Source organism: Microbacterium laevaniformans (genome assembly GCF_016907555.1).
Lineage (GTDB): Bacteria > Actinomycetota > Actinomycetes > Actinomycetales > Microbacteriaceae > Microbacterium > Microbacterium laevaniformans.
This window is the reverse complement of record NZ_JAFBCE010000001.1, coordinates 932,988-950,666: the sequence shown is the minus strand read 5'-3', so window position 1 is coordinate 950,666 and position 17,679 is coordinate 932,988. Positions and strand designations below refer to the sequence as shown.

At 69.2% G+C, this 17,679-nt stretch carries 18 protein-coding genes; 3 read left to right on the top strand and 15 right to left on the bottom strand.

Going from position 1 to position 17,679, the window contains the following annotated elements; genetic code table 11:
• The first annotated feature begins 40 nt into the window (after positions 1 to 40).
• Positions 41 to 514 (top strand): NUDIX hydrolase, encoded by a 474-nt coding sequence (locus JOE53_RS04405; protein ID WP_204946898.1) that lies wholly within the window; start codon positions 41 to 43, stop codon positions 512 to 514.
• Between the two features lie 4 nt (positions 515 to 518).
• On the opposite strand, the gene JOE53_RS04400 is transcribed toward JOE53_RS04405, so the two are convergent.
• The 10 genes from JOE53_RS04400 to murC form a co-directional block, all read right to left on the bottom strand.
• The gene (locus tag JOE53_RS04400) at positions 519 to 2,216 is read right to left on the bottom strand and encodes a long-chain-fatty-acid--CoA ligase (RefSeq protein WP_204946897.1); all 1,698 of its coding nucleotides are present in this window, start codon (positions 2,214 to 2,216) and stop codon (positions 519 to 521) included.
• A 49-nt stretch (positions 2,217 to 2,265) separates the two neighbouring features.
• Positions 2,266 to 3,183, bottom strand: coding sequence for an RluA family pseudouridine synthase (locus JOE53_RS04395; RefSeq protein ID WP_204946896.1), 918 nt, complete (start codon positions 3,181 to 3,183; stop codon positions 2,266 to 2,268).
• A complete protein-coding gene (locus JOE53_RS04390; protein ID WP_061681671.1) occupies positions 3,183 to 3,812 on the bottom strand; it encodes a signal peptidase II in 630 nt (209 codons plus the stop codon). The genes JOE53_RS04395 and JOE53_RS04390 overlap by 1 nt, the downstream gene beginning before the upstream one ends.
• Positions 3,813 to 3,817: 5 nt before the next feature.
• Entirely contained in the window at positions 3,818 to 4,405 is a 588-nt protein-coding gene (locus JOE53_RS04385; protein ID WP_036288027.1) for a DivIVA domain-containing protein, read from the bottom strand.
• 108 nt (positions 4,406 to 4,513) lie between these two features.
• A complete protein-coding gene (locus JOE53_RS04380) occupies positions 4,514 to 4,816 on the bottom strand; it encodes a YggT family protein (RefSeq protein WP_061681675.1) in 303 nt (100 codons plus the stop codon).
• Positions 4,817 to 4,818: 2 nt separating this feature from the next.
• The gene (locus JOE53_RS04375) at positions 4,819 to 5,286 is read right to left on the bottom strand and encodes a cell division protein SepF (RefSeq protein ID WP_005049149.1); all 468 of its coding nucleotides are present in this window, start codon (positions 5,284 to 5,286) and stop codon (positions 4,819 to 4,821) included.
• 32 nt (positions 5,287 to 5,318) lie between these two features.
• Entirely contained in the window at positions 5,319 to 6,008 is a 690-nt protein-coding gene (locus JOE53_RS04370) for a YggS family pyridoxal phosphate-dependent enzyme (protein ID WP_204946895.1), read from the bottom strand.
• Positions 6,005 to 7,150 (bottom strand): cell division protein FtsZ, encoded by a 1,146-nt coding sequence (gene ftsZ, locus JOE53_RS04365; RefSeq protein WP_036288033.1) that lies wholly within the window; start codon positions 7,148 to 7,150, stop codon positions 6,005 to 6,007. Before ftsZ ends, JOE53_RS04370 begins: the two co-directional genes overlap by 4 nt.
• 161 nt (positions 7,151 to 7,311) lie before the next feature.
• Positions 7,312 to 8,313, bottom strand: coding sequence for an FtsQ-type POTRA domain-containing protein (locus JOE53_RS04360; RefSeq protein WP_204946894.1), 1,002 nt, complete (start codon positions 8,311 to 8,313; stop codon positions 7,312 to 7,314).
• Positions 8,314 to 8,316: 3 nt separating this feature from the next.
• Positions 8,317 to 9,729 (bottom strand): UDP-N-acetylmuramate--L-alanine ligase, encoded by a 1,413-nt coding sequence (murC, locus tag JOE53_RS04355; RefSeq protein ID WP_204946893.1) that lies wholly within the window; start codon positions 9,727 to 9,729, stop codon positions 8,317 to 8,319.
• 128 nt (positions 9,730 to 9,857) lie between these two features.
• Between murC and JOE53_RS04350 the strand changes: the two genes are divergently transcribed.
• Positions 9,858 to 10,760, top strand: a complete 903-nt coding sequence (locus JOE53_RS04350; protein WP_204946892.1) for a hypothetical protein — start codon at positions 9,858 to 9,860, stop codon at positions 10,758 to 10,760.
• Positions 10,757 to 11,125: a GntR family transcriptional regulator gene (locus JOE53_RS04345; protein WP_204946891.1), complete on the top strand. Its 369-nt coding sequence runs from the start codon at positions 10,757 to 10,759 to the stop codon at positions 11,123 to 11,125. The genes JOE53_RS04350 and JOE53_RS04345 overlap by 4 nt, the downstream gene beginning before the upstream one ends.
• Before the next feature lie 85 nt (positions 11,126 to 11,210).
• On the opposite strand, the gene JOE53_RS04340 is transcribed toward JOE53_RS04345, so the two are convergent.
• Genes JOE53_RS04340 through JOE53_RS04320 form a run of 5 tightly spaced genes read right to left on the bottom strand, consistent with a single transcriptional unit; the run spans position 11,211 to position 17,646 of the window.
• The gene (locus JOE53_RS04340) at positions 11,211 to 12,302 is read right to left on the bottom strand and encodes a UDP-N-acetylglucosamine--N-acetylmuramyl-(pentapeptide) pyrophosphoryl-undecaprenol N-acetylglucosamine transferase (protein ID WP_204948171.1); all 1,092 of its coding nucleotides are present in this window, start codon (positions 12,300 to 12,302) and stop codon (positions 11,211 to 11,213) included.
• A 38-nt stretch (positions 12,303 to 12,340) separates the two neighbouring features.
• Entirely contained in the window at positions 12,341 to 13,582 is a 1,242-nt protein-coding gene (gene ftsW / locus JOE53_RS04335; protein WP_204946890.1) for a putative lipid II flippase FtsW, read from the bottom strand.
• On the bottom strand, positions 13,545 to 15,146 hold the full coding sequence (gene murD / locus JOE53_RS04330; RefSeq protein WP_204946889.1) for a UDP-N-acetylmuramoyl-L-alanine--D-glutamate ligase: 1,602 nt from the start codon (positions 15,144 to 15,146) through the stop codon (positions 13,545 to 13,547). Before murD ends, ftsW begins: the two co-directional genes overlap by 38 nt.
• Positions 15,128 to 16,237, bottom strand: coding sequence for a phospho-N-acetylmuramoyl-pentapeptide-transferase (gene mraY, locus JOE53_RS04325; protein WP_061681704.1), 1,110 nt, complete (start codon positions 16,235 to 16,237; stop codon positions 15,128 to 15,130). Before mraY ends, murD begins: the two co-directional genes overlap by 19 nt.
• Positions 16,234 to 17,646, bottom strand: a complete 1,413-nt coding sequence (locus tag JOE53_RS04320; RefSeq protein ID WP_204946888.1) for a UDP-N-acetylmuramoyl-tripeptide--D-alanyl-D-alanine ligase — start codon at positions 17,644 to 17,646, stop codon at positions 16,234 to 16,236. The genes mraY and JOE53_RS04320 overlap by 4 nt, the downstream gene beginning before the upstream one ends.
• Positions 17,647 to 17,679: the final 33 nt, after the last annotated feature.

The window sequence follows — 17,679 nt, the reverse complement described above, 5'->3', positions numbered from 1 at the left end:
CTCACCCTCAGCCTGAGGGTGGGGCGCTTAGGCTGAGGCCATGGTCACTCCCGAGTTCGTCCTGTCGCTGCGCGAGAAGATCGGCACGGCGCCGCTGCCGCTGGTGGGCGTGACAGCCGTGGTGTTCAAGGACGAGAAGGTGCTCCTCGGCAAGCGGGCGGACAACGGGGCATGGCAGTGCGTGTCGGGCATCGTCGATCCCGGCGAGGAGCCCGCCGACGCGGCCGTGCGCGAATGCCGAGAAGAGGCGGGAATCGGCGTGCGCGCCGTGCGTCTCGCTCTGGTCCAGCAGCTGCCCCGCACGACCTACGCCAACGGCGACCAGGTCGACTACCTCGACCTCGTCTTCCGCTGCGACTGGGTGTCGGGCGATCCGTTCCCCGCCGACGGCGAACTGACCGAGGTGGGCTGGTACGGACTCGGCGAACTGACCGAGGTTGCTCCGGCCCACGTCCGCAAGATCGCGTTGGCCGTCGCCGAGGACGATCCGGCTTCGTTCTCCGGCGGGCGCTGACGCGTCAGCGCCCGCGGGCGGCGAGGATGTCCGCGCGCACCTGACGGCGGATGACCTTGCCGACCAGAGAGCGCGGCAGCGCCGGCACCTGGACGACCGAGCGCGGAACCTTGTACGCCGCCAGGTGGGCGCGTGCGAACGAGCGCAGCTCTTCGGCGTCGAACACCGTCCCTTCGCGCATCACCACGGCCGCCGTCACCGTCTCCGACCCGTCCGAGCGCGGGATGCCGACGACCGCCGCGTCTGCGACGTCGGGATGCAGCAGCAGCGCGTTCTCGACCTCACTCGGGCTGATGTTGAACCCGCCGCTGATGATCAGCTCCTTGAGACGATCCACGACGGTCACGAAGCCCTCGGCATCCACCGTCACGATGTCGCCGGTGCGCAGCCAACCGCCCGCCAGCAGCGTGCTGGCGGTCTCTTCCGGTCGGTTCCAGTAACCCTGGAAGACCTGCGGTCCGCGCACGAGAAGCTCGCCCTCGGCGCCGTCGACGACGTCACGGGTGGGATCCGCGGGGTCCACGACGCGGATCTCGGTGCTGGGAAATGGCACGCCGACCGTGCCCGGCCTGCGCAGCGGCCCCATCGGGTTGCCGACGCTGATCGGCGACGACTCGGTCATGCCGTAGCCCTCCACGATGATGCCGTGGGTCGCCTCCTCCCACCGCAGCACGGTCGACGGCGGCAGCGCCATGGCGCCGGAGATCGCATTGCGCAGGCTCGAGAGGTCGATGCCCGCGCGCACGGCGGCGCGCGCCAAGGCGTCGTAGATGGGCGGTACGGCGGCGAGGAAGGTCGGCGGCGTACGGCGTATCGCGTCGAGGGTGAGGGTGACGTCGAACGTCGGAAACAGCACGATGCGGGCTCCGAGCGACAGTGCCGTGGTCAGGCAGAGCGTCAGTCCGTAGGCGTGGAAGAGCGGGAGGACGGCGTAGAAGACCTCGCGCCCCGGCACCAGATCCGGCACCCAGGCCGCCGATTGGGCCGCGTTCGAGCGGAGGTTGCGGTGCGTGAGCATGGCCGCTTTGGGCGTACCCGTGGTGCCGCTCGTCAGCTGCAGCGCGGCGAGATCGTCGAGGCGGGGGCGGGGCGTGCGTCTGCGCACCGGGCGATGCGACGCGACCCGTGACCACGAGAGCACGTCCTTCGCGTCGGGTGTGACCGTCAGCGCCGCCCGCGAGGCACGCGCCTTCGCGACCGGAAGGCGCAGCGCGGCCCGCATGCGGGCCGGCATCGCGTCGGTCATTCGCACCGCGATGACGTGGCGGGGACGGATGTCGGAGGGAAACTCCGCGATCGTGTCGGCGACGGCATCCCACACGATCGCCACCCGGGCGTGATGCACCTCGAACTGATGTCGAAGCTCCGGTGCTGTGTATCTCGGATTGTGCTCGACGACGATCGCACCGAGCCGCAGCACGGCGTAGAAGGCGACGACATGCTGCGGGCAGTTCGGGAGGATCAGCGCGACGCGGTCGCCGGGCGCGACGCCCAGGCGTCTCAAGCCCTCGGCTGCCCTGGCGACCCGGTCTCCGAGTTCGCGATACGTGGTGACCGCTCCGAAGAACTCCAACGCGGGGCGACGAGGATAGCGTCGGACGGAGTCGTCGAGCATGTCGACGAGGGTCTGCGCGACCGGTTCGATCTCGGCGGGCACCCCCGGCGCGTAGGAGGAGAGCCAAGGACGGTCGGACAGCGACATCCCTCCAGGCTAGGCACCCTTACGTACGTCCGCCGGCATGAGTCGAAGCTCAGCCCCGGAGGACGTCGAGCGCGTGTGCGAGATCGACCGGATAATCGCTCCTGAACGTGACCCATTCGGTCGTGGCCGGGTGCGCGAAGGAGAGCTCGTGCGCGTGCAGCCACTGCCGGGTGAGCCCGAGACGCGCCGACAACGTCGGGTCTGCACCGTAGAGCGGGTCTCCGACGCACGGGTGGCGATGGGCCGCCATGTGCACGCGGATCTGGTGCGTGCGTCCCGTCTCCAGATGGATCTCCAGGAGGGATGCCGAGGGGAACGCCTCGAGCGTTTCGTAGTGGGTGACCGAGTCCTTGCCATCAGGCGTGACGGCGAACTTCCACGAATGCGAAGGGTGGCGTCCGATGGGAGCATCGATCGTTCCGGCCAACGGATCGGGATGCCCCTGCACGACCGCGTGGTAGATCTTCTCGACCTCGCGCTCCTTGAACGCCCGCTTGAGTGCGGTGTACGCACGCTCCGATTTTGCGACGACCATGAGGCCGCTGGTACCGACATCCAGTCGATGGACGACGCCCTGGCGCTCGGCTGCTCCCGTGGTGGCGATGCGGAAGCCGGCGGCCGCCAGCGCGCCGAGCACCGTCGGGCCTTCCCACCCGAGCGACGGGTGCGCGGCGACGCCCGCGGGCTTGTCGACGACCACGATGTCGTCGTCGTCGTAGACGATCGCGAGGTCCGGAACGGCGACCGGGACGATCTCCGGTTCGCGCCGCTCCTCCCACTCCACCTCGAGCCAGCCCGCTGCACGCAGGCGGTCGGATTTGCCCAGCGCGCGGCCGTCCATCCGCACCCCGCCGGCCTCGGCGACCTCAGCGGCGAAGGAGCGGGAGAACCCCAGCATCTTGGCCAGCGCGGCATCCACACGGGCGCCGTCGAGGCCGTCGGGCACGGGCAGGACGCGAGACGGCATCAGGCCTCACGCGGGGCGGTCGTGGTGTCGTCTTCGCCGGGGGCGGCGGGCTCCATCGCGGCGGACTCGTCGGCTGCGCGGCGCTCGCGACTGCCGTCGAGGCGAACGCCGATCAGTACCAACAGCGCGACGCCGATCATCATCGTCACGATGAACATGTCGGCGACGTTGTAGATCGCCGGATTCATGCCCAGCCACATCCAGGGCGTGTTGATGAAGTCGACGACGTGGCCGACCAGGAAGCCGGGGTCGCGGAAGAGCCGGTCGCTGAGGTTCCCGAGGATTCCGCCGAGCAGCAGACCCAGCACGATCGCCCACACGCGCGCACGCACCCGCGTCACCGTCAGGGAGACGATGACGACGGCGGCGACCGTCATGACGATCGTGAAGATCCACGTCTGCCCTTCGAGGAGGGAGAAGGCGGCGCCGGGGTTGCGTGTCAGATAGAACTGGAGTGCGTCGCCCCAGACCGGCACGGGCTGCTGGAACGGAAGAGTGGTGAGGGCCAGATACTTGGCGAACTGGTCAGCGGCCAGCACCAGCGCCGCGAGAATCGCGACGATGGCACCGGCCGCTGCCCTGTTCAGGCTCCGACGCGGAGCACTGCGCTCTGTGGCGTGGTCCGTCACCGGGCTCAGGAAGCCGAGACGGAGGACGCGCCCGAGGTGGCGCCGGCGACGTCGAGGTCGCGCAGCTTCTCCTCGATGAACCCGCGCAGCTGCGAGCGGTAGTCACGCTCGAACTGACGCAGCTCGCTGATGCGGCCTTCGAGCGTCACGCGCTCGCTTTCGAGGCGTGCCATCTCGTCGCGGCCCTTGGCCTCGGCCTCGGCGAGGATCGAGGCGGCCTTGGCCTGTGCCTCGGAGATGAGCTTGTCGCGCTGGGCCTGGCCTTCGGCGACGTGCTCGTCGTGCAGGCGCTGGGCCAGTTCGATGATGCCGGCAGAAGCGGCCACGCCGCCGGCGGCGGGAGCCTCGACCGCCGGAGCGGGAACGGACTCGACGACGGCGGGAGCAGACTCCTCGACGACCTCCGCAGGAGAGGACTCACCGGACTCGTACGCAGCGAGCTTGGCCTTCAGCTCTTCGTTCTCGGCGATCGTCTTGCGCCACTCGACGACGATCTCGTCGAGGAAGTCGTCGACCTCATCCGGGTCGAAGCCCTCCTTGAATCGCACGTGCTGGAACTGCTTCGTGACGACGTCTTCCGGGGTCAAAGCCATGGTGTTTCCTCTTTCGGGGCTCACGACGCGGGCCGATTCGGTCGGCCCGCCACCGGCGAGCCGTACTGACCAAGTGTAGTCGGCGGTGGTGGGGCGTGCGACGGGGGGCTAGAGACGCTCGATGACGCGGACGATCGTCAGCAGCACGAAGCAGGCCAACATCGTCACCGGAAAACCGAGGTCGAGGGCGATAGGGCCGATCCGCAACGGAGGAATCAGCCGGCGGAAGAACCGTAGCGGCGGATCGGTGAGAGTGAAGACGGCCTCGGCGAAGACGAGACCGAATCCCCGCGGACGCCACTGGCGGTTGAACATCGGGATGTACTCGAGAACGAGTCTCGCCAGCAGCACGAGGATGTAGAGCAGGAGAAGGACGTCGACGACGAATGCCGCCAGGCGCACGAACTCCACGACTACTGAGTGAAGGGCGCGGACTCGGGGTCGGCCTGAGCCACCGTGCCGTCACCGGAGATCGCGACGTTCTCGGGCGAGAGGAGGAACACCTTGCTCGTCACGCGCTCGATGCGACCGTACAGGCCGAGCGACAGCCCACTCGCGAAGTCGATGAGGCGCCGCGCGTCGGCATCGCTCATCTGCGAGAGGTTGATGATGACCGGGATGCCGTCGCGGAAGTTCTCCGCGATGATCTGCGCGTCGCGGTACTGCTTGGGGTGCACCGTGAGAATCTCGCTGACGGTGCCTGCGGTGGGCTGACGCACGACGGCGGGACGGTGAAGCGGGGTCACAGGGGCCGCCTTCTCGATCGGGCGCTCGCTCGAGCGCTCACGGCGAGCAGGCGTCTCGGCAGCGGGCTCTTCGTAGACCTCTTCCTCATCGGCGAGGCCCAGGTACACCATGGTCTTCTTGAGCGGGTTCGACATCGCATTCCTCCGTTTGCTCGTCTGTTCTGAGGCTAGCCGCGGTCAGGGCGCGGTCCCGTGATTGCAGTGCCGATCCGCAGGTGTGTCGCGCCGGCGGCGATCGCTTCGGCGAAATCTCCCGACATCCCCGCCGACATCCACGCGGCATCCGGAACGACGCGACGTACCGTCGCCGCCGCGCCGGCGAGACGTTCGAACGCCTCCGCGGGCGCCGCCGCGAGCGGAGCGACGGCCATGACGCCGCGAAGGCGCAGCGACGCGCACCGCGCGGCGATGTGCGTCGCCAGGGCCTCGACCTCGCTCGGGGCCGCTCCCCCACGGGCGGGATCGTCCGTGAGATTGACCTGGAGGAACACGTCGAGAGGACTGCCCTCGGGATCGGCGGCATGCAGGGCGTCGGCGACGCGATCGCGGTCGACGGAGTGCACGCAGTCGGATGCCGCGCGCACCGCCTTGGCCTTCTTGGTCTGCAGCTGCCCGATGAAGTGCCATCGCACATCGCTCACAGCGTCGGTCGTCTCGCCGCGTTTGGCGGTCAGCTCCTGCTGTCGGCTCTCGCCGACATCGTGCACGCCGAGCACGGCGAGGTCGACGACCAGGCGCGCGGGATGGAACTTGGTGACGACGATGCGCGTCAGCTCTCCGGGGTCGCGACCGACCGCCCTGGCCGCATCCGCGATGCGGGCGTCCAGGGCGGCGAGTCGTTCGGCCAGCGCGGTCACTTCAGGAAGTCGGGAATGTCCAGGTCGTCGTCGCCGTACACCGAGTCGTAGGACTCCGCCACGGGGGCCGACACGGTGACAGCCTGCTTGTCCTCGACCGCCGCACCCTCTCGTGCGGCCTCTTCGGCGGGCACGGCCGGCACCAGGGGCGCCGCCGGGCGCGCCGCGGTGATGGGCTCGATGCGCGCCTGCGGCTCGCCACCGTCGAAGCCCGCGGCGATCACCGTGACCCGCACCTCATCGCCCAGCGTGTCGTCGATGACGGTACCGAAGATGATGTTGGCCTCGGGGTGCGCGGCCTCCTTGACGAGCTGTGCGGCGTCGTTGATCTCGAAGATGCCCAGATTGGACCCACCCTGGATCGACAGCAGAACGCCGTGCGCCCCTTCGATGGACGCTTCCAGCAGGGGGGACTCGACCGCGAGCTCCGCGGCCTTGATGGCCCGGTCGGCACCGCGCGCAGACCCGATGCCCATGAGGGCGGAGCCGGCACCCTGCATGACGCTCTTGACGTCGGCGAAGTCGAGGTTGATCAGACCCGGCGTGGTGATCAGGTCGGTGATGCCCTGAACACCCGCGAGCAGCACCTGGTCGGCGGTGGCGAAGGCCTCGATCATGGAGATGCCGCGGTCGCTGATCTCCAGCAGCCGGTCGTTGGGCACGACGATGAGGGTGTCGACCTCTTCCTTGAGCTTCGCGACGCCCGCCTCGGCCTGGCTCTGCCGGCGGCGTCCCTCGAAGCTGAAGGGCTTGGTGACGACACCGATGGTCAGCGCGCCGATCGACTTCGCGATGCGTGCGACGACGGGTGCGCCGCCGGTTCCCGTACCGCCGCCCTCGCCCGCGGTGACGAAGACCATGTCGGCACCCGCGAGGGCTTCCTCGATCTCCTCCGCGTGATCCTCGGCGGCGCGACGGCCCACCTCGGGATCGGCGCCGGCGCCGAGCCCGCGAGTGAGCTCACGACCCACGTCGAGCTTGACGTCCGCGTCGCTCATCAGCAGAGCCTGAGCGTCGGTGTTCACCGCGATGAACTCGACACCCCGCAGCCCGAGCTCGATCATCCGATTGACGGCGTTCACGCCGCCGCCGCCCACACCCACGACTTTGATCACCGCGAGGTAGTTCTGGTTCTGGCTCATGCCGGCCTCCATTGTGTCCCGAACCCTGACTGCTAAACCTTGAACCTCTAGTTGAGGTTTAAAGAATTGCTCAGTATGCAATTCCTTGATTGAAGGTATGCGGCAGCCCTCCCGCGAACCGAGAGGCTGGGGGCGTGTCGCGCAGAAAAGCGTGTCGAGTGCTACCGAACGACGATCGTGCTCGGCGACGACACGTCGTAGCTGCGCGCCCCGGGGCGCGCCGTCATGATCGCGGCGAGATTCTTGGCCTTCAGCGGCGAGTCATCGGCGTTGCCCCAGACCACCGTGGTTCCGCCGGAGCCGAGGGTGAGGGTGACGTCATTGGGAGAGGTCGCCGCGATCGCGGTGACCTGAGCCCGGATGTCGCCCGGGAGGGCTCGGAAGACCGTTCCGACGGCAGAGAAGGCGGGTGAGGAGAGCCCGCCGGTCACGGTGAGCACGGGATGCCCTGCGGCCGGCTGGGGCGCGGTCGACAGGGCGACACCCGCGGCATCCACCAGAGTGAAGCCGGCGGGAGTCTGAATGGATCCGATCGGAGTGCGCTCGACGATGCGCACCACGAGCTCGTGCGGTGGGCGGGCCTCGAGTGCGTAGGACTCCACGAGCGGGAACTTCACGAGGGCGGCTTTGACGGCGGAGGAGTCGACCAACGGCAGCGGAGTGCCCAGCTGCCCTTCCAGCGCGGTCTCGACGGACGCCGGGTCCAGCGTGGACGTGCCGACCACGGTGATCTGCTGCACCGCGAAGAGCGGGCTGTACGCGACGCCGAGCGTGCCCAGCACGAGCAGCAGCACTGCCGAGCCCGCGACGATCCAGGTCATCCGCCGTCGCCGCTGACGCGCGGTGAAACGCCGCACCTCCGCGCGCAACGCGCGTCGTCGCGCGCGCGCCGCCGCCCACACCTCGCGCACGCCGACGGGCGCCGCCTCCTCCCCGATCGGGGAGTCCGTCGGCTCATCGATTCGTGGCGACGACGACACCCAGAGGGGCATCAGCGGGGCGGTGAGATGATCGTCGCGGTCCGCGACGTCTTCCTCGACGGGAGCGTCCGCCCGGCGGGGCGGACCGACCTGACGCACGGGCGGCTCGACGCCACGATCCTGCGCCGACTCACGGTCGGGCGCCGCCTGATCCGGCGCCGGGAGGGGCGTCGGCCGCCGCATGGACTATGCCTCCGCCGTCGGCGTCGGCGTCGACAGCGCCTCGAGCACCTGCGGGATGATCTGGTACACGTTGCCGCAACCGAGCGTGATGACGTAATCGCCCTCCCGCGCGACGGTCGCGGTGTACTCGGCCGCCTCCTGCCAGTCGGCCACGTAGTGCACCTTGGAGGGATCGCGGAAGGCTCCGCTCACGAGCTCCCCCGTCACGCCGGGCACCGGGTCCTCGCGCGCCCCGTAGACGTCGAGCATGACGGTGTGATCTGCGTACGACTCGAGCACGTCGGCGAACTCGCGGTACATCTCCTGCGTTCGCGAGTACGTGTGCGGCTGCTGGATCGCGATGATGCGACCGTCGCTGACGACGCTGCGCGCCGCGACGAGCGCGGCGGCCACCTCGGTGGGATGGTGCGCGTAGTCGTCGTAGACGCTCACCCCGCGCTCGACGCCGTGGAGCTCGAAGCGTCGCACCGTACCCCCGAACTCCTCCACCGCACGCAGAGCCGGCTCGAGGGAGTAACCGAGCGTGAGCAGCACCGCCACGGCCCCCGCCGCGTTGACCGCGTTGTGGGCGCCCGGAACGGCGAGCCGCCCGGTCACGGTCTCGCCGTCGTGCGTGAGCGCGAAGGAGACGGGGCCTTCGGTCACGATGTCGCTCAGGCGGACATCTGCGTGGGCGTCCTCGCCGAACGTCACGATCCGCTCATGGCGAAGAGCTTGAGCGACCCGGCGAGCGCCGGAGTCGTCGGCGGAGATGACGACGGCCTCTCCAGCCGCGTCGCCGAAGCGGACGAAACCGTCGTAGAAGGCGTCGCGCGACTCCCAGTGGTCGAGGTGGTCGGGATCGACGTTGGTGATCAATGCGACTGACGTGTCGTACAGCAGGAACGTGCCGTCGGACTCGTCGGCTTCGATGACGAACAGCTCATCCCCGCCCGTGCCGCTGGAGACACCGAGATCGGCGATGACGCCCCCGTTCACGAACGTCGGCGCCGTTCCGAGTGCACGCAGCGCCGTCACGAGCATGCCGGTGGACGTCGTCTTGCCGTGAGCCCCCGCGACGCTCACGAGCCTGCGCCCTCCGATCAGCCAGTACAGCGCCTGGGAGCGGTGGATCACGGGCAGCCCGCGCTCCTTCGCGAGCACGTACTCCGGGTTCTGCGGCCAGATGGCGCCGGTGTGGATCACGGCGTCGACATCGTCGGGGAGATTGGCCGCATCGTGCCCGACATGCACCGTGGCGCCCCGCGCAGCGAGAGCGCGCAGGGCGGCGCTGTCGGCACGGTCGGAGCCCGAGACGCGGATGCCCCGATCGAGGAACATGCCGGCCAGCCCCGACATGCCCGATCCACCGATCCCGATGAAGTGGGCGGCGGTGATGTCGTCGGGGATGGGCAGGCTCAGGTCGGGTCGAATCATGGCTCGTCAAGTCTAGGTCGACGCCGCCTGGGCGGATGCTGCGGCGCGCGGCGCACGAACGTGCCGCCGCCACCGCCATCCAGCTTTTGTTATGACACATTTGGTACGGACGGTGGTACAATTCGAACATGACCGACCCGGATCACCCGAACATCGTGCTCGGGACTCTCGTCGGCGCCATCACGGTGTCCGGCGCGATCGGCGCGTTGAACGCCTGGCGTGGGCGTTCCCTGGGAGAGCGCGCCCTGGCACGCTTCGCGGACCGCGCGGCGCTGCCGGTGCCGACGGCCTCGGCGGCCGCTCTGGAGGCGTACATGCGACGCCGAAAGCTGGTGGACTACCTTGCATTGTCCTCTGCCGGCGCCGTCGGCGGACTGCTTCTGCTCACCCCGCTCGGGTTGGCCACGTTCTCCCCACTCGGCATCCTCATCCCGGCGATGTACGTGACCATGCTCGTCGTCTCCTGCTGGTCGACGCTGCACGAACGCCTCTTCGCGCCGACGCAGGGTTCGATCCGGATCGCGCGATCGCGTGGAACCACCGTCGGCGACTACCTCGCCGGGCTCCCCCGCGCGCTCACCTGGATCCTCCTGGGAGTCGCGCTGACGTGCGGTGTAGGGGTGGCCTCGAGCCTCGCCGCAGGCAGCGTCTCCCGTATCGATCTGGCTGCGGTCGCGCTCGAGGTCACCGCGGTCGCCCTCGCAACGTGCGTCGTTCTCCCGCGCCTCGAGGCCGCGATTGTCCGCCGCCCGCAACCGGCCGGTTCCGAACTCGAACTGGCCTGGGACGATGCCCTCCGCGTCGCGGCACTCAACGGGTGCCGTCAAGGTGCGGCTGCGCTCTGCATCGCCGCGGCGCTGATCGCCGGCGTCGCCATGTTCTCGGGACCCGACGGCGATCCCGGGTGGACCGCGAGCGTGTTCGTGATACTCCTGCTGCCTCTCACGTACCTCTACCCCACGCAGGGCGCAGCCGTTCCCCGACGACTCCATCCGGACGGCATCCACGTGACCGCGAGGAGCATCGCATGATCGTCATCGACCCGGCATCCGCAGTCCCTCCGTTCGAGCAGCTGCGGCGACAGCTCATCGACGACGTCTCGACCGGAGCGCTCGCACCGGGCACCCGTCTGCCGACCGTGCGCCGACTGGCCGAGGATCTCGGCCTCGCGCCCGGCACCGTCGCTCGCGCCTACCGCGAGCTCGAATCGGCCGGCATCATCGAGACGCGCGGGCGCAACGGCACCTTCGTCTCACCTCAGGGTGACGCGGCCCTCCGGGAAGCGCAGCGCGCCGCCGCGAGCTTCGTCGACCAGGTCCGCACGCTGCGCATCGATCCCGAGCAGGCTCTCGCGCTCGTTCACGCCGCGTTGCGCAGCGCGCCGACCGCTTCCTGAGCCTCATCCGTCCCCACTTGTCGCGGTGCGGCACGCGCAGCGACAGAACAGGACGGGCGAAACCGATCGGCCCCGCCATATACGCTCAGCCCGCGAGCGCCCGATCCAGCATTGCGATCACCGAGGCCGTGCCGGCACGCGCGGCGGCGGTTCGCGCCTGCGCCGCGGCACGCATCGCCGACAGCGCCGCGTCGTCGCGCAGCAGCGGCACGATCTGCTCACGCACGCGGTCGGGGCTGAACGCGGCATCCTCGATCAGCTGTGCGGCGCCGGCGGCCACGGCTCCGCGCGCGTTGAGCGCCTGTTCTCCGTTGCCGACGGCGTACGGCACGTACACCGCGGGGATGCCGAGAGCCGACACCTCGCTCACGGTGGCCGCGCCCGAGCGCGAGACCACGAGATCCGCCAGCGCCAGCGCGAGGTCCATCCGGTCGAGGTAGGGAACGATCCGGTAGTCGGGGTGTCCCGGGTCGACGATCGGGTCGCGCTCCCCCGCGGCGTGCAGCAGCTGCCAGCCGGCGTCGATGACCGCGGGCCATGCCGCGGCGAACGTCTCGTTGAGCCGGCGCGCGCCCAATGATCCGCCGAACACGAGGAGCACGGGACGGGCCGGGTCGAGGCCGAAGAAGCGCGCCGCCTCGTCGCGCATCGTCGTGCGATCGAGCTCGACGATCTCCGCGCGCAACGGCATACCGACCGTCTGGGCGCGGCGCAGCGGGGTGTCGGGGAACGCCGCTCCCACGCCCGCCGCGCGGCGGGCGCCCAAGATGTTCGCCAGTCCAGGGCGCGCGTTCGCCTCGTGCACGACATACGGCACCCCCTCGCGGCGGGCGGCCACGTACGCGGGAGCCGACGCGTAGCCGCCGAACCCGGCGACCACATCGACGTGATGATCGCGGATGTGCCGCCGCACCTGCCCGACGGCGCGATGCCACGCCAGCGGGAACCGGAGCGCGGCGAGGTTCGGCCGTCGCGGGAAGGGGACCTTGTCGACGATCAGCAGCTCGTATCCGCGTTCGGGCACGAGACGGGCTTCGAGCCCTTCGCGCGTGCCGAGGACGAGCACGGATGCCGGGGCATCCCTCGCGCGCAACCCGTCGGCGACCGCGAGCAGCGGATTCACATGCCCGGCGGTGCCGCCGCCGGCGAGGAGATAGGTCGTCGAGGAAGCCGGCATCGTCACCCGAGAGAGCCTACCGGCGGCGGGACAGCGACTCAGCGGCGGTCGCGGTCGAAGCGGGACCGACGGGGGATCGTCCGCGCGAAGGACAGCAGCACACCGCAGGCGAACAGGACCGACAGCAGCGAGGTACCGCCCTGTGACATGAACGGCAGCGGCACCCCCAGAACCGGCAGCAGACGCAGGACGACACCGATGTTGACGAGGGCCTGCCCGACGATCCAGACGATGATGCCGCCCGTGACGATGCGGATGAAGGGGTCGCGGGTCTTACGGATGATCTGGAAGGCGGCGATCGCGAACACCGTGAACAGCAGGAGCACCACGGCGCAGCCGACGAGTCCGAGTTCCTCACCGAGGATCGCGAAGATGTAGTCGTTCGACCGCGCCGGCAGCCAGCCGTACTTCTCGCGGGAGTTTCCGAGCCCGAGTCCGAACAGCCCCCCGTTGGCGAGGGCCCACACGCCGTGCACCGCCTGATAGCAGTCACCGACAGCCGCGTTGTAGCAGTCCATCGAGTCGAAGTTGACGAAGCTGCTCATGATGCGCGCCATGCGGTTCGAGTTGGTCACCGCGAAGAACACGGCGGCCACAACGACGACGACGAGCGGGATGATGAAGATGCGCAGCTTCACACCCGAGAAGAACAGGCAGCCCAGCAGGATCGCCATGAGGATCATTCCCGTGCCCAGATCCTCGCTGCCGACCGCGACCAGTCCGATCACGAGACCGCCGACGGGAACGACCGGGATGAACACGTGGGCCCAGGACCCCAGCAGCGTCTGCTTGCGAAACAGCACGTAGCCGAGCCAGAGCGCGAGGGCGAGCTTCAGGAACTCGGAGGGCTGCGCCTGAATGCCGCCGATCTGGATCCAGTTCTGGTTGCCGTCGTTGGCCACGCCGAGGCCCGGGACGAACACGAGCATCTGGAAGCAGGTGGCCGCGATCAGAGCGGGCCAGGCGATCCGCTTCCAGAACGTGACGGGCAGCCTGCTCGCGATGAACATGAGCGGGATGCCGATGACGGCGAAGATCGCCTGCTTCATGACGACCTCGAACGGGCTCTGACCGGCGGCCATGGCGGAGGCCATCGTCGCGGACAGGACCATCATGAGTCCGAACCCCGTCAGCAGCAGAGCGGTCGAGGCGACGAGCAGGAACTCGCTGGACACCGGAGCGAACACGCGTCCCAGGGAGACGCGTGCGGCGAAGCCCGACGTCGCGGCGTCGTCGGGATCGTCAGCGGCCGGACGGGTCGGCGAGGTCGTCGTGGTCATCGGCTCCCCCTCCGTCTGTCGCGCCGGTCTCGTTCGGTGTCTGCGGGGCGGACGAGGAGGTCCATTCCCGCACGGCCTTCGCGAAGCGGCGACCGCGGTCGGCGTACGAGTCGAATTGGTCGAAGGATGCCGCGGCGGGGGCGAGGAGGACCACGTCACCGTCACGGGCGATCCGTGCCGCCGCAGCGATCACGTCTGCCATGACGTCTTCAGTCTGAGCGTGGTCGACTTCGATGACGGGAATGGCCGGCGCGTGTCGCGCGAACGCCTCCGTGATCGGCGCACGTTCGACGCCGATGACGATGACCGCCTTGACACTCGGACCGCGTGCGGCGACGAGATCGCCGATGTCCACGCCCTTCATGTCGCCGCCGACGACCCAGACCGCTCCTGGGAACGCCGCCAGCGATGACGCGGCCGCGTGCGGGTTGGTCGCCTTGGAGTCGTCGATCCACGTGATGCCGCCTGCGGTGGCGACGACCTCGATGCGGTGGGCATCGAGCCGGAAGCTGCGCAGGGCCTCCGCGATGCGCGCGGGCGGCACATCCAGCGCGCGGGCCAGCGCGGACGCGGCGAGGATGTTCGCGACGATGTGTGGAGCGTTCAGGCCCTGAGCGGCGAGCTCGTCGAGCGTGGTGATCTCCAGCGCGCTGGTGCGTCGATCCTCCAGGAAGGCGCGGTCGACGACGATCCCGTCGACGATGCCGAGATCGCTCGGACCTGGAACCCCGAGATCGAAGCCGATCGCGCGACACCCGTCGACGACATCGGCTTCTTCGACCATGATGCGGGTCGCGACGTCGGACTTGTTGTAGACACAGGCGACGCGCGTGTGCTGGTACACGACCGCCTTCGCATCGCGGTACGCGGCGAATGAGCCGTGCCACTGCAGGTGGTCATCGGCGAGGTTCAGGCACACGCTCGCGAAAGGCGACACCGGCTCCGATCCCTCCTGCAGTGAGAGGTACCACAGCTGATGACTGGAGACCTCGACGACGAGCACGTCGAACCCGCTCGGGTCACGCACGGCGTCCAGGATCGGTACGCCGATGTTGCCGCACGGCGCGGCACGCAGTCCGCCGGCGACGAGCATCGTCGCGGTGAGCTGGGTCGTCGTCGTCTTGCCGTTGGTACCGGTGATCAGCACCCAATCCGCGGGCGTGCCGTCCGGGCGCAGAACCTTGTCGCGAACGCGCCAGGCGAGCTCGATGTCTCCCCACAGCGCCGTGCCCCGCTCGCGTGTCCAGGCGATGACCGGATGGTGGGGCGCGAAGCCGGGCGAGGCGACGACCACTTCGGGGTCGAAGTCGACGAGCTCGGCCGGAACGGAACTCAGCGCACCCACGTGCAGGCGCGCTCCGATCACGGGCAGAAGCCGTGCGTACTCCTCGCTCGCCGACTCGCTGAGCACGAGGACCTCCGCGCCGAGCTCCGCGAGGGTGTCGGCGACGGAGAACCCGGTCATCGACAGACCGAGGACGGCGACGCGCAGTCCGCGCCAGTGCGCATTCCAGCTGCGCAGGGCGTCGAGGTCGCGGGTGCCGGTCACAGCGCCGACAGCCATTCGACGTAGAACAGGGCGACGCCGGTCACCGCGAGCATGCCGGCGATGATCCACATGCGCACGACGATCGTGATTTCGGGCCAGCCGCGCATCTCGAGGTGGTGGTGGAACGGGCTCATCAAGAACAGACGCTTGCCGCCGGTGGCCTTGAAGTAGATGCGCTGCAGGATCACCGACCCCGGCCCGATGATGAAGACGCCGGCGATGATGACGGAGAGCAGCTCGGCGCGCGCGAGGATCGCCATTGCGGCGATCACACCTCCGATGGCCATCGAACCGACATCTCCCATGAAGATCTTCGCCTTGGGCGCGTTCCACCAGAGGAAGCCCACGAGGGCACCCACGAAGGATGCCGCGATGATCGTGAGGTCCATCGGGTCGGGCGTGGCATAGCAGCCGCCGACGTAGGCGTTCACGAGCGCCTCACTCGCACAGCGCTGCTGGAACTGCCAGAAGGTCACGAGACTCAGCGCGGAAACGGTGAAGATGCCGGATCCGGTCGCGAGGCCGTCGAGTCCGTCGGTGAGATTGGTCGAATTCGACCACGCGACAGAGATGAACGTGATCCAGATCAGATACACGATCCAGCCGACGACCGCTCCCAGGGCGAAGAACGACAGCATGGGGATGTCGCGGAAGAAGGAGACGTACGGGGACGCCGGCGTTTCCCCCCGTGCGTCGGGGAAGTTCAGCGCCATGATGCCGAAGGGCACCGCGACGAGCACCTGGCCGACGATCTTGCGCCACCCCGACAGACCGAGGCTGCGCTGCTGGCGCACCTTCATGAAGTCGTCGATGAAACCGACGATGCCGAATCCGACCATCATCCAGATCACGAGCAGGCCCGAGATCGACGGCGGCGCTCCTCCGGTCAGCGTGCCGACGACGTAGCCGACGATCGAGCCCACGATGAAGACGATGCCGCCCATGGTGGGTGTTCCGCGCTTCGCCTGATGGCTGGGATTGTGCGCGTTCTCGGGGGTGCGGATGACCTGACCCCAGCCGAGCTTCTCGAACAGCCGGATGAACAGCGGCGTGAGAAAGAGGGTGAACGCGAGCGAGATCGTCGCAGCCGCCAGCAGTGATCTCACGAGAACGATTCTCCCAGACGATCGCCGAGGTGCCGCAGGCCCGCGGAGTTGGACGATTTCACGAGCACTCGGTCGCCGTCGCGGAGCTCACCGCGAAGATACTCGAACGCGTCGTCGGACGTCTCGAAGAAGACCGCTTCGCCGTCCCACGAGCCCTCGCCGATGGCGGCGAGGTACAGACGGCGGGCGTCGCGGCCGACGACGACGATGCGTTCGATGCGCAGACGCACCGCGAGCAGGCCGACGCGGTCGTGCTCCTCGCCAGCGAGCTCGCCGAGCTCGCTCATCGCTCCCAGCACGGCGACCTTGCGCTCGCCCGGGCCGGCGATCTGTGCGAGCGTACGCAGGGCCGCGGCCATCGAGTCGGGGCTCGCGTTGTACGCGTCGTTGATGATGCGGACCCGCTCCGAGCCCATCGGCTGCATCCGCCAGCGTTCGGCGATCTCGAGCGTCTCCAACCGTGCGATCGCCGCGTCGAGTGCGACCCCGAGCTCGCGCGCGGCGGTCAACGCGGCCAGCGCGTTCATGACGTGATGTTCCCCGAGGACACGCAGCCGCAGCGGCCACCGCCCCTCGGGGGCCACGATGGTGCACGTCGTGCCGGCGGCCGTGACCTCGACGTCCTCGGCGCGCACATCGGCGGCGGATCCCCTCCCGAACCACCGCACGTCCACACCGCGGGATGCCGCAACGTCGGCCATCGTGGCGACACGCGCGTCATCTCGGTTGAGGACGGCGACTCCACCGGGGCGCACCGCCTGGACGAGTTCGGTCTTCGCCTTCAGCGTCGCCTCGACGCCGCCGAAGCCTCCCGCGTGGGCCAGTCCCACCATGAGGACGACGCCGACGTCGGGGGTGACCAGTCCGGCGAGCTTCGCGATCTCTCCGGGGCCGGATGCGCCGAACTCGCTGACCAGGAAGCGGGTGTCTTCCCCGACCCGCAGCATCGTCAGGGGCGCGCCGACCTCGTTGTTGAACGACCCGCGCGGGGCGACGGTCTCGCCCTCTCCCTCGAGGATGCGGGCGAGCATGTTCTTCGTGGTGGTCTTGCCGTTGGATCCGGTGATGCCGATGATCTTGAGTCGCCCGCGATCGCGCACGGCGGCGACCACCGTGCGCGCGAGGTCGGACAGGGCGGCGACGGCGTCCGCGACGACGATCTGACTGACCGGCGCCTCCACGCGTTGCTCGACGATCGCGAGGACGGCGCCGGAGGCGACGGCCCCGGCGACGAAGTTGTGGCCGTCGGTGACTTCTCCGGGCTTGGCCACGAAGATGTCACCGACGCGGATCTCGCGGGAGTCGGTGTCGACGTTGCCGTCGACCACCGTGTCGGGGGTGTCGTGGGGGGCCGGGTGCAGGGTGCCCGCCACAGCGGCGGCGACCTCGGCGAGCGTCATCCGGATCATAGGCTTTGTTCCTCACGCGCGGTGGCGCGTCAC

Coding starts and splice junctions, on each gene's coding strand:
- JOE53_RS04405 (WP_204946898.1), top strand. CDS start 41: ATGGTCACTCCCGAGTTCGTCCTGTCGCTGCGCGAGAAGATCGGCACG.
- JOE53_RS04400 (WP_204946897.1), bottom strand. CDS start 2,216: ATGTCGCTGTCCGACCGTCCTTGGCTCTCCTCCTACGCGCCGGGGGTG.
- JOE53_RS04395 (WP_204946896.1), bottom strand. CDS start 3,183: ATGCCGTCTCGCGTCCTGCCCGTGCCCGACGGCCTCGACGGCGCCCGT.
- JOE53_RS04385 (WP_036288027.1), bottom strand. CDS start 4,405: ATGGCTTTGACCCCGGAAGACGTCGTCACGAAGCAGTTCCAGCACGTG.
- JOE53_RS04375 (WP_005049149.1), bottom strand. CDS start 5,286: ATGTCGAACCCGCTCAAGAAGACCATGGTGTACCTGGGCCTCGCCGAT.
- ftsZ (WP_036288033.1), bottom strand. CDS start 7,150: ATGAGCCAGAACCAGAACTACCTCGCGGTGATCAAAGTCGTGGGTGTG.
- JOE53_RS04360 (WP_204946894.1), bottom strand. CDS start 8,313: ATGCGGCGGCCGACGCCCCTCCCGGCGCCGGATCAGGCGGCGCCCGAC.
- murC (WP_204946893.1), bottom strand. CDS start 9,729: ATGATTCGACCCGACCTGAGCCTGCCCATCCCCGACGACATCACCGCC.
- JOE53_RS04350 (WP_204946892.1), top strand. CDS start 9,858: ATGACCGACCCGGATCACCCGAACATCGTGCTCGGGACTCTCGTCGGC.
- JOE53_RS04345 (WP_204946891.1), top strand. CDS start 10,757: ATGATCGTCATCGACCCGGCATCCGCAGTCCCTCCGTTCGAGCAGCTG.
- JOE53_RS04340 (WP_204948171.1), bottom strand. CDS start 12,302: ATGCCGGCTTCCTCGACGACCTATCTCCTCGCCGGCGGCGGCACCGCC.
- ftsW (WP_204946890.1), bottom strand. CDS start 13,582: ATGACCACGACGACCTCGCCGACCCGTCCGGCCGCTGACGATCCCGAC.
- murD (WP_204946889.1), bottom strand. CDS start 15,146: ATGGCTGTCGGCGCTGTGACCGGCACCCGCGACCTCGACGCCCTGCGC.
- JOE53_RS04320 (WP_204946888.1), bottom strand. CDS start 17,646: ATGATCCGGATGACGCTCGCCGAGGTCGCCGCCGCTGTGGCGGGCACC.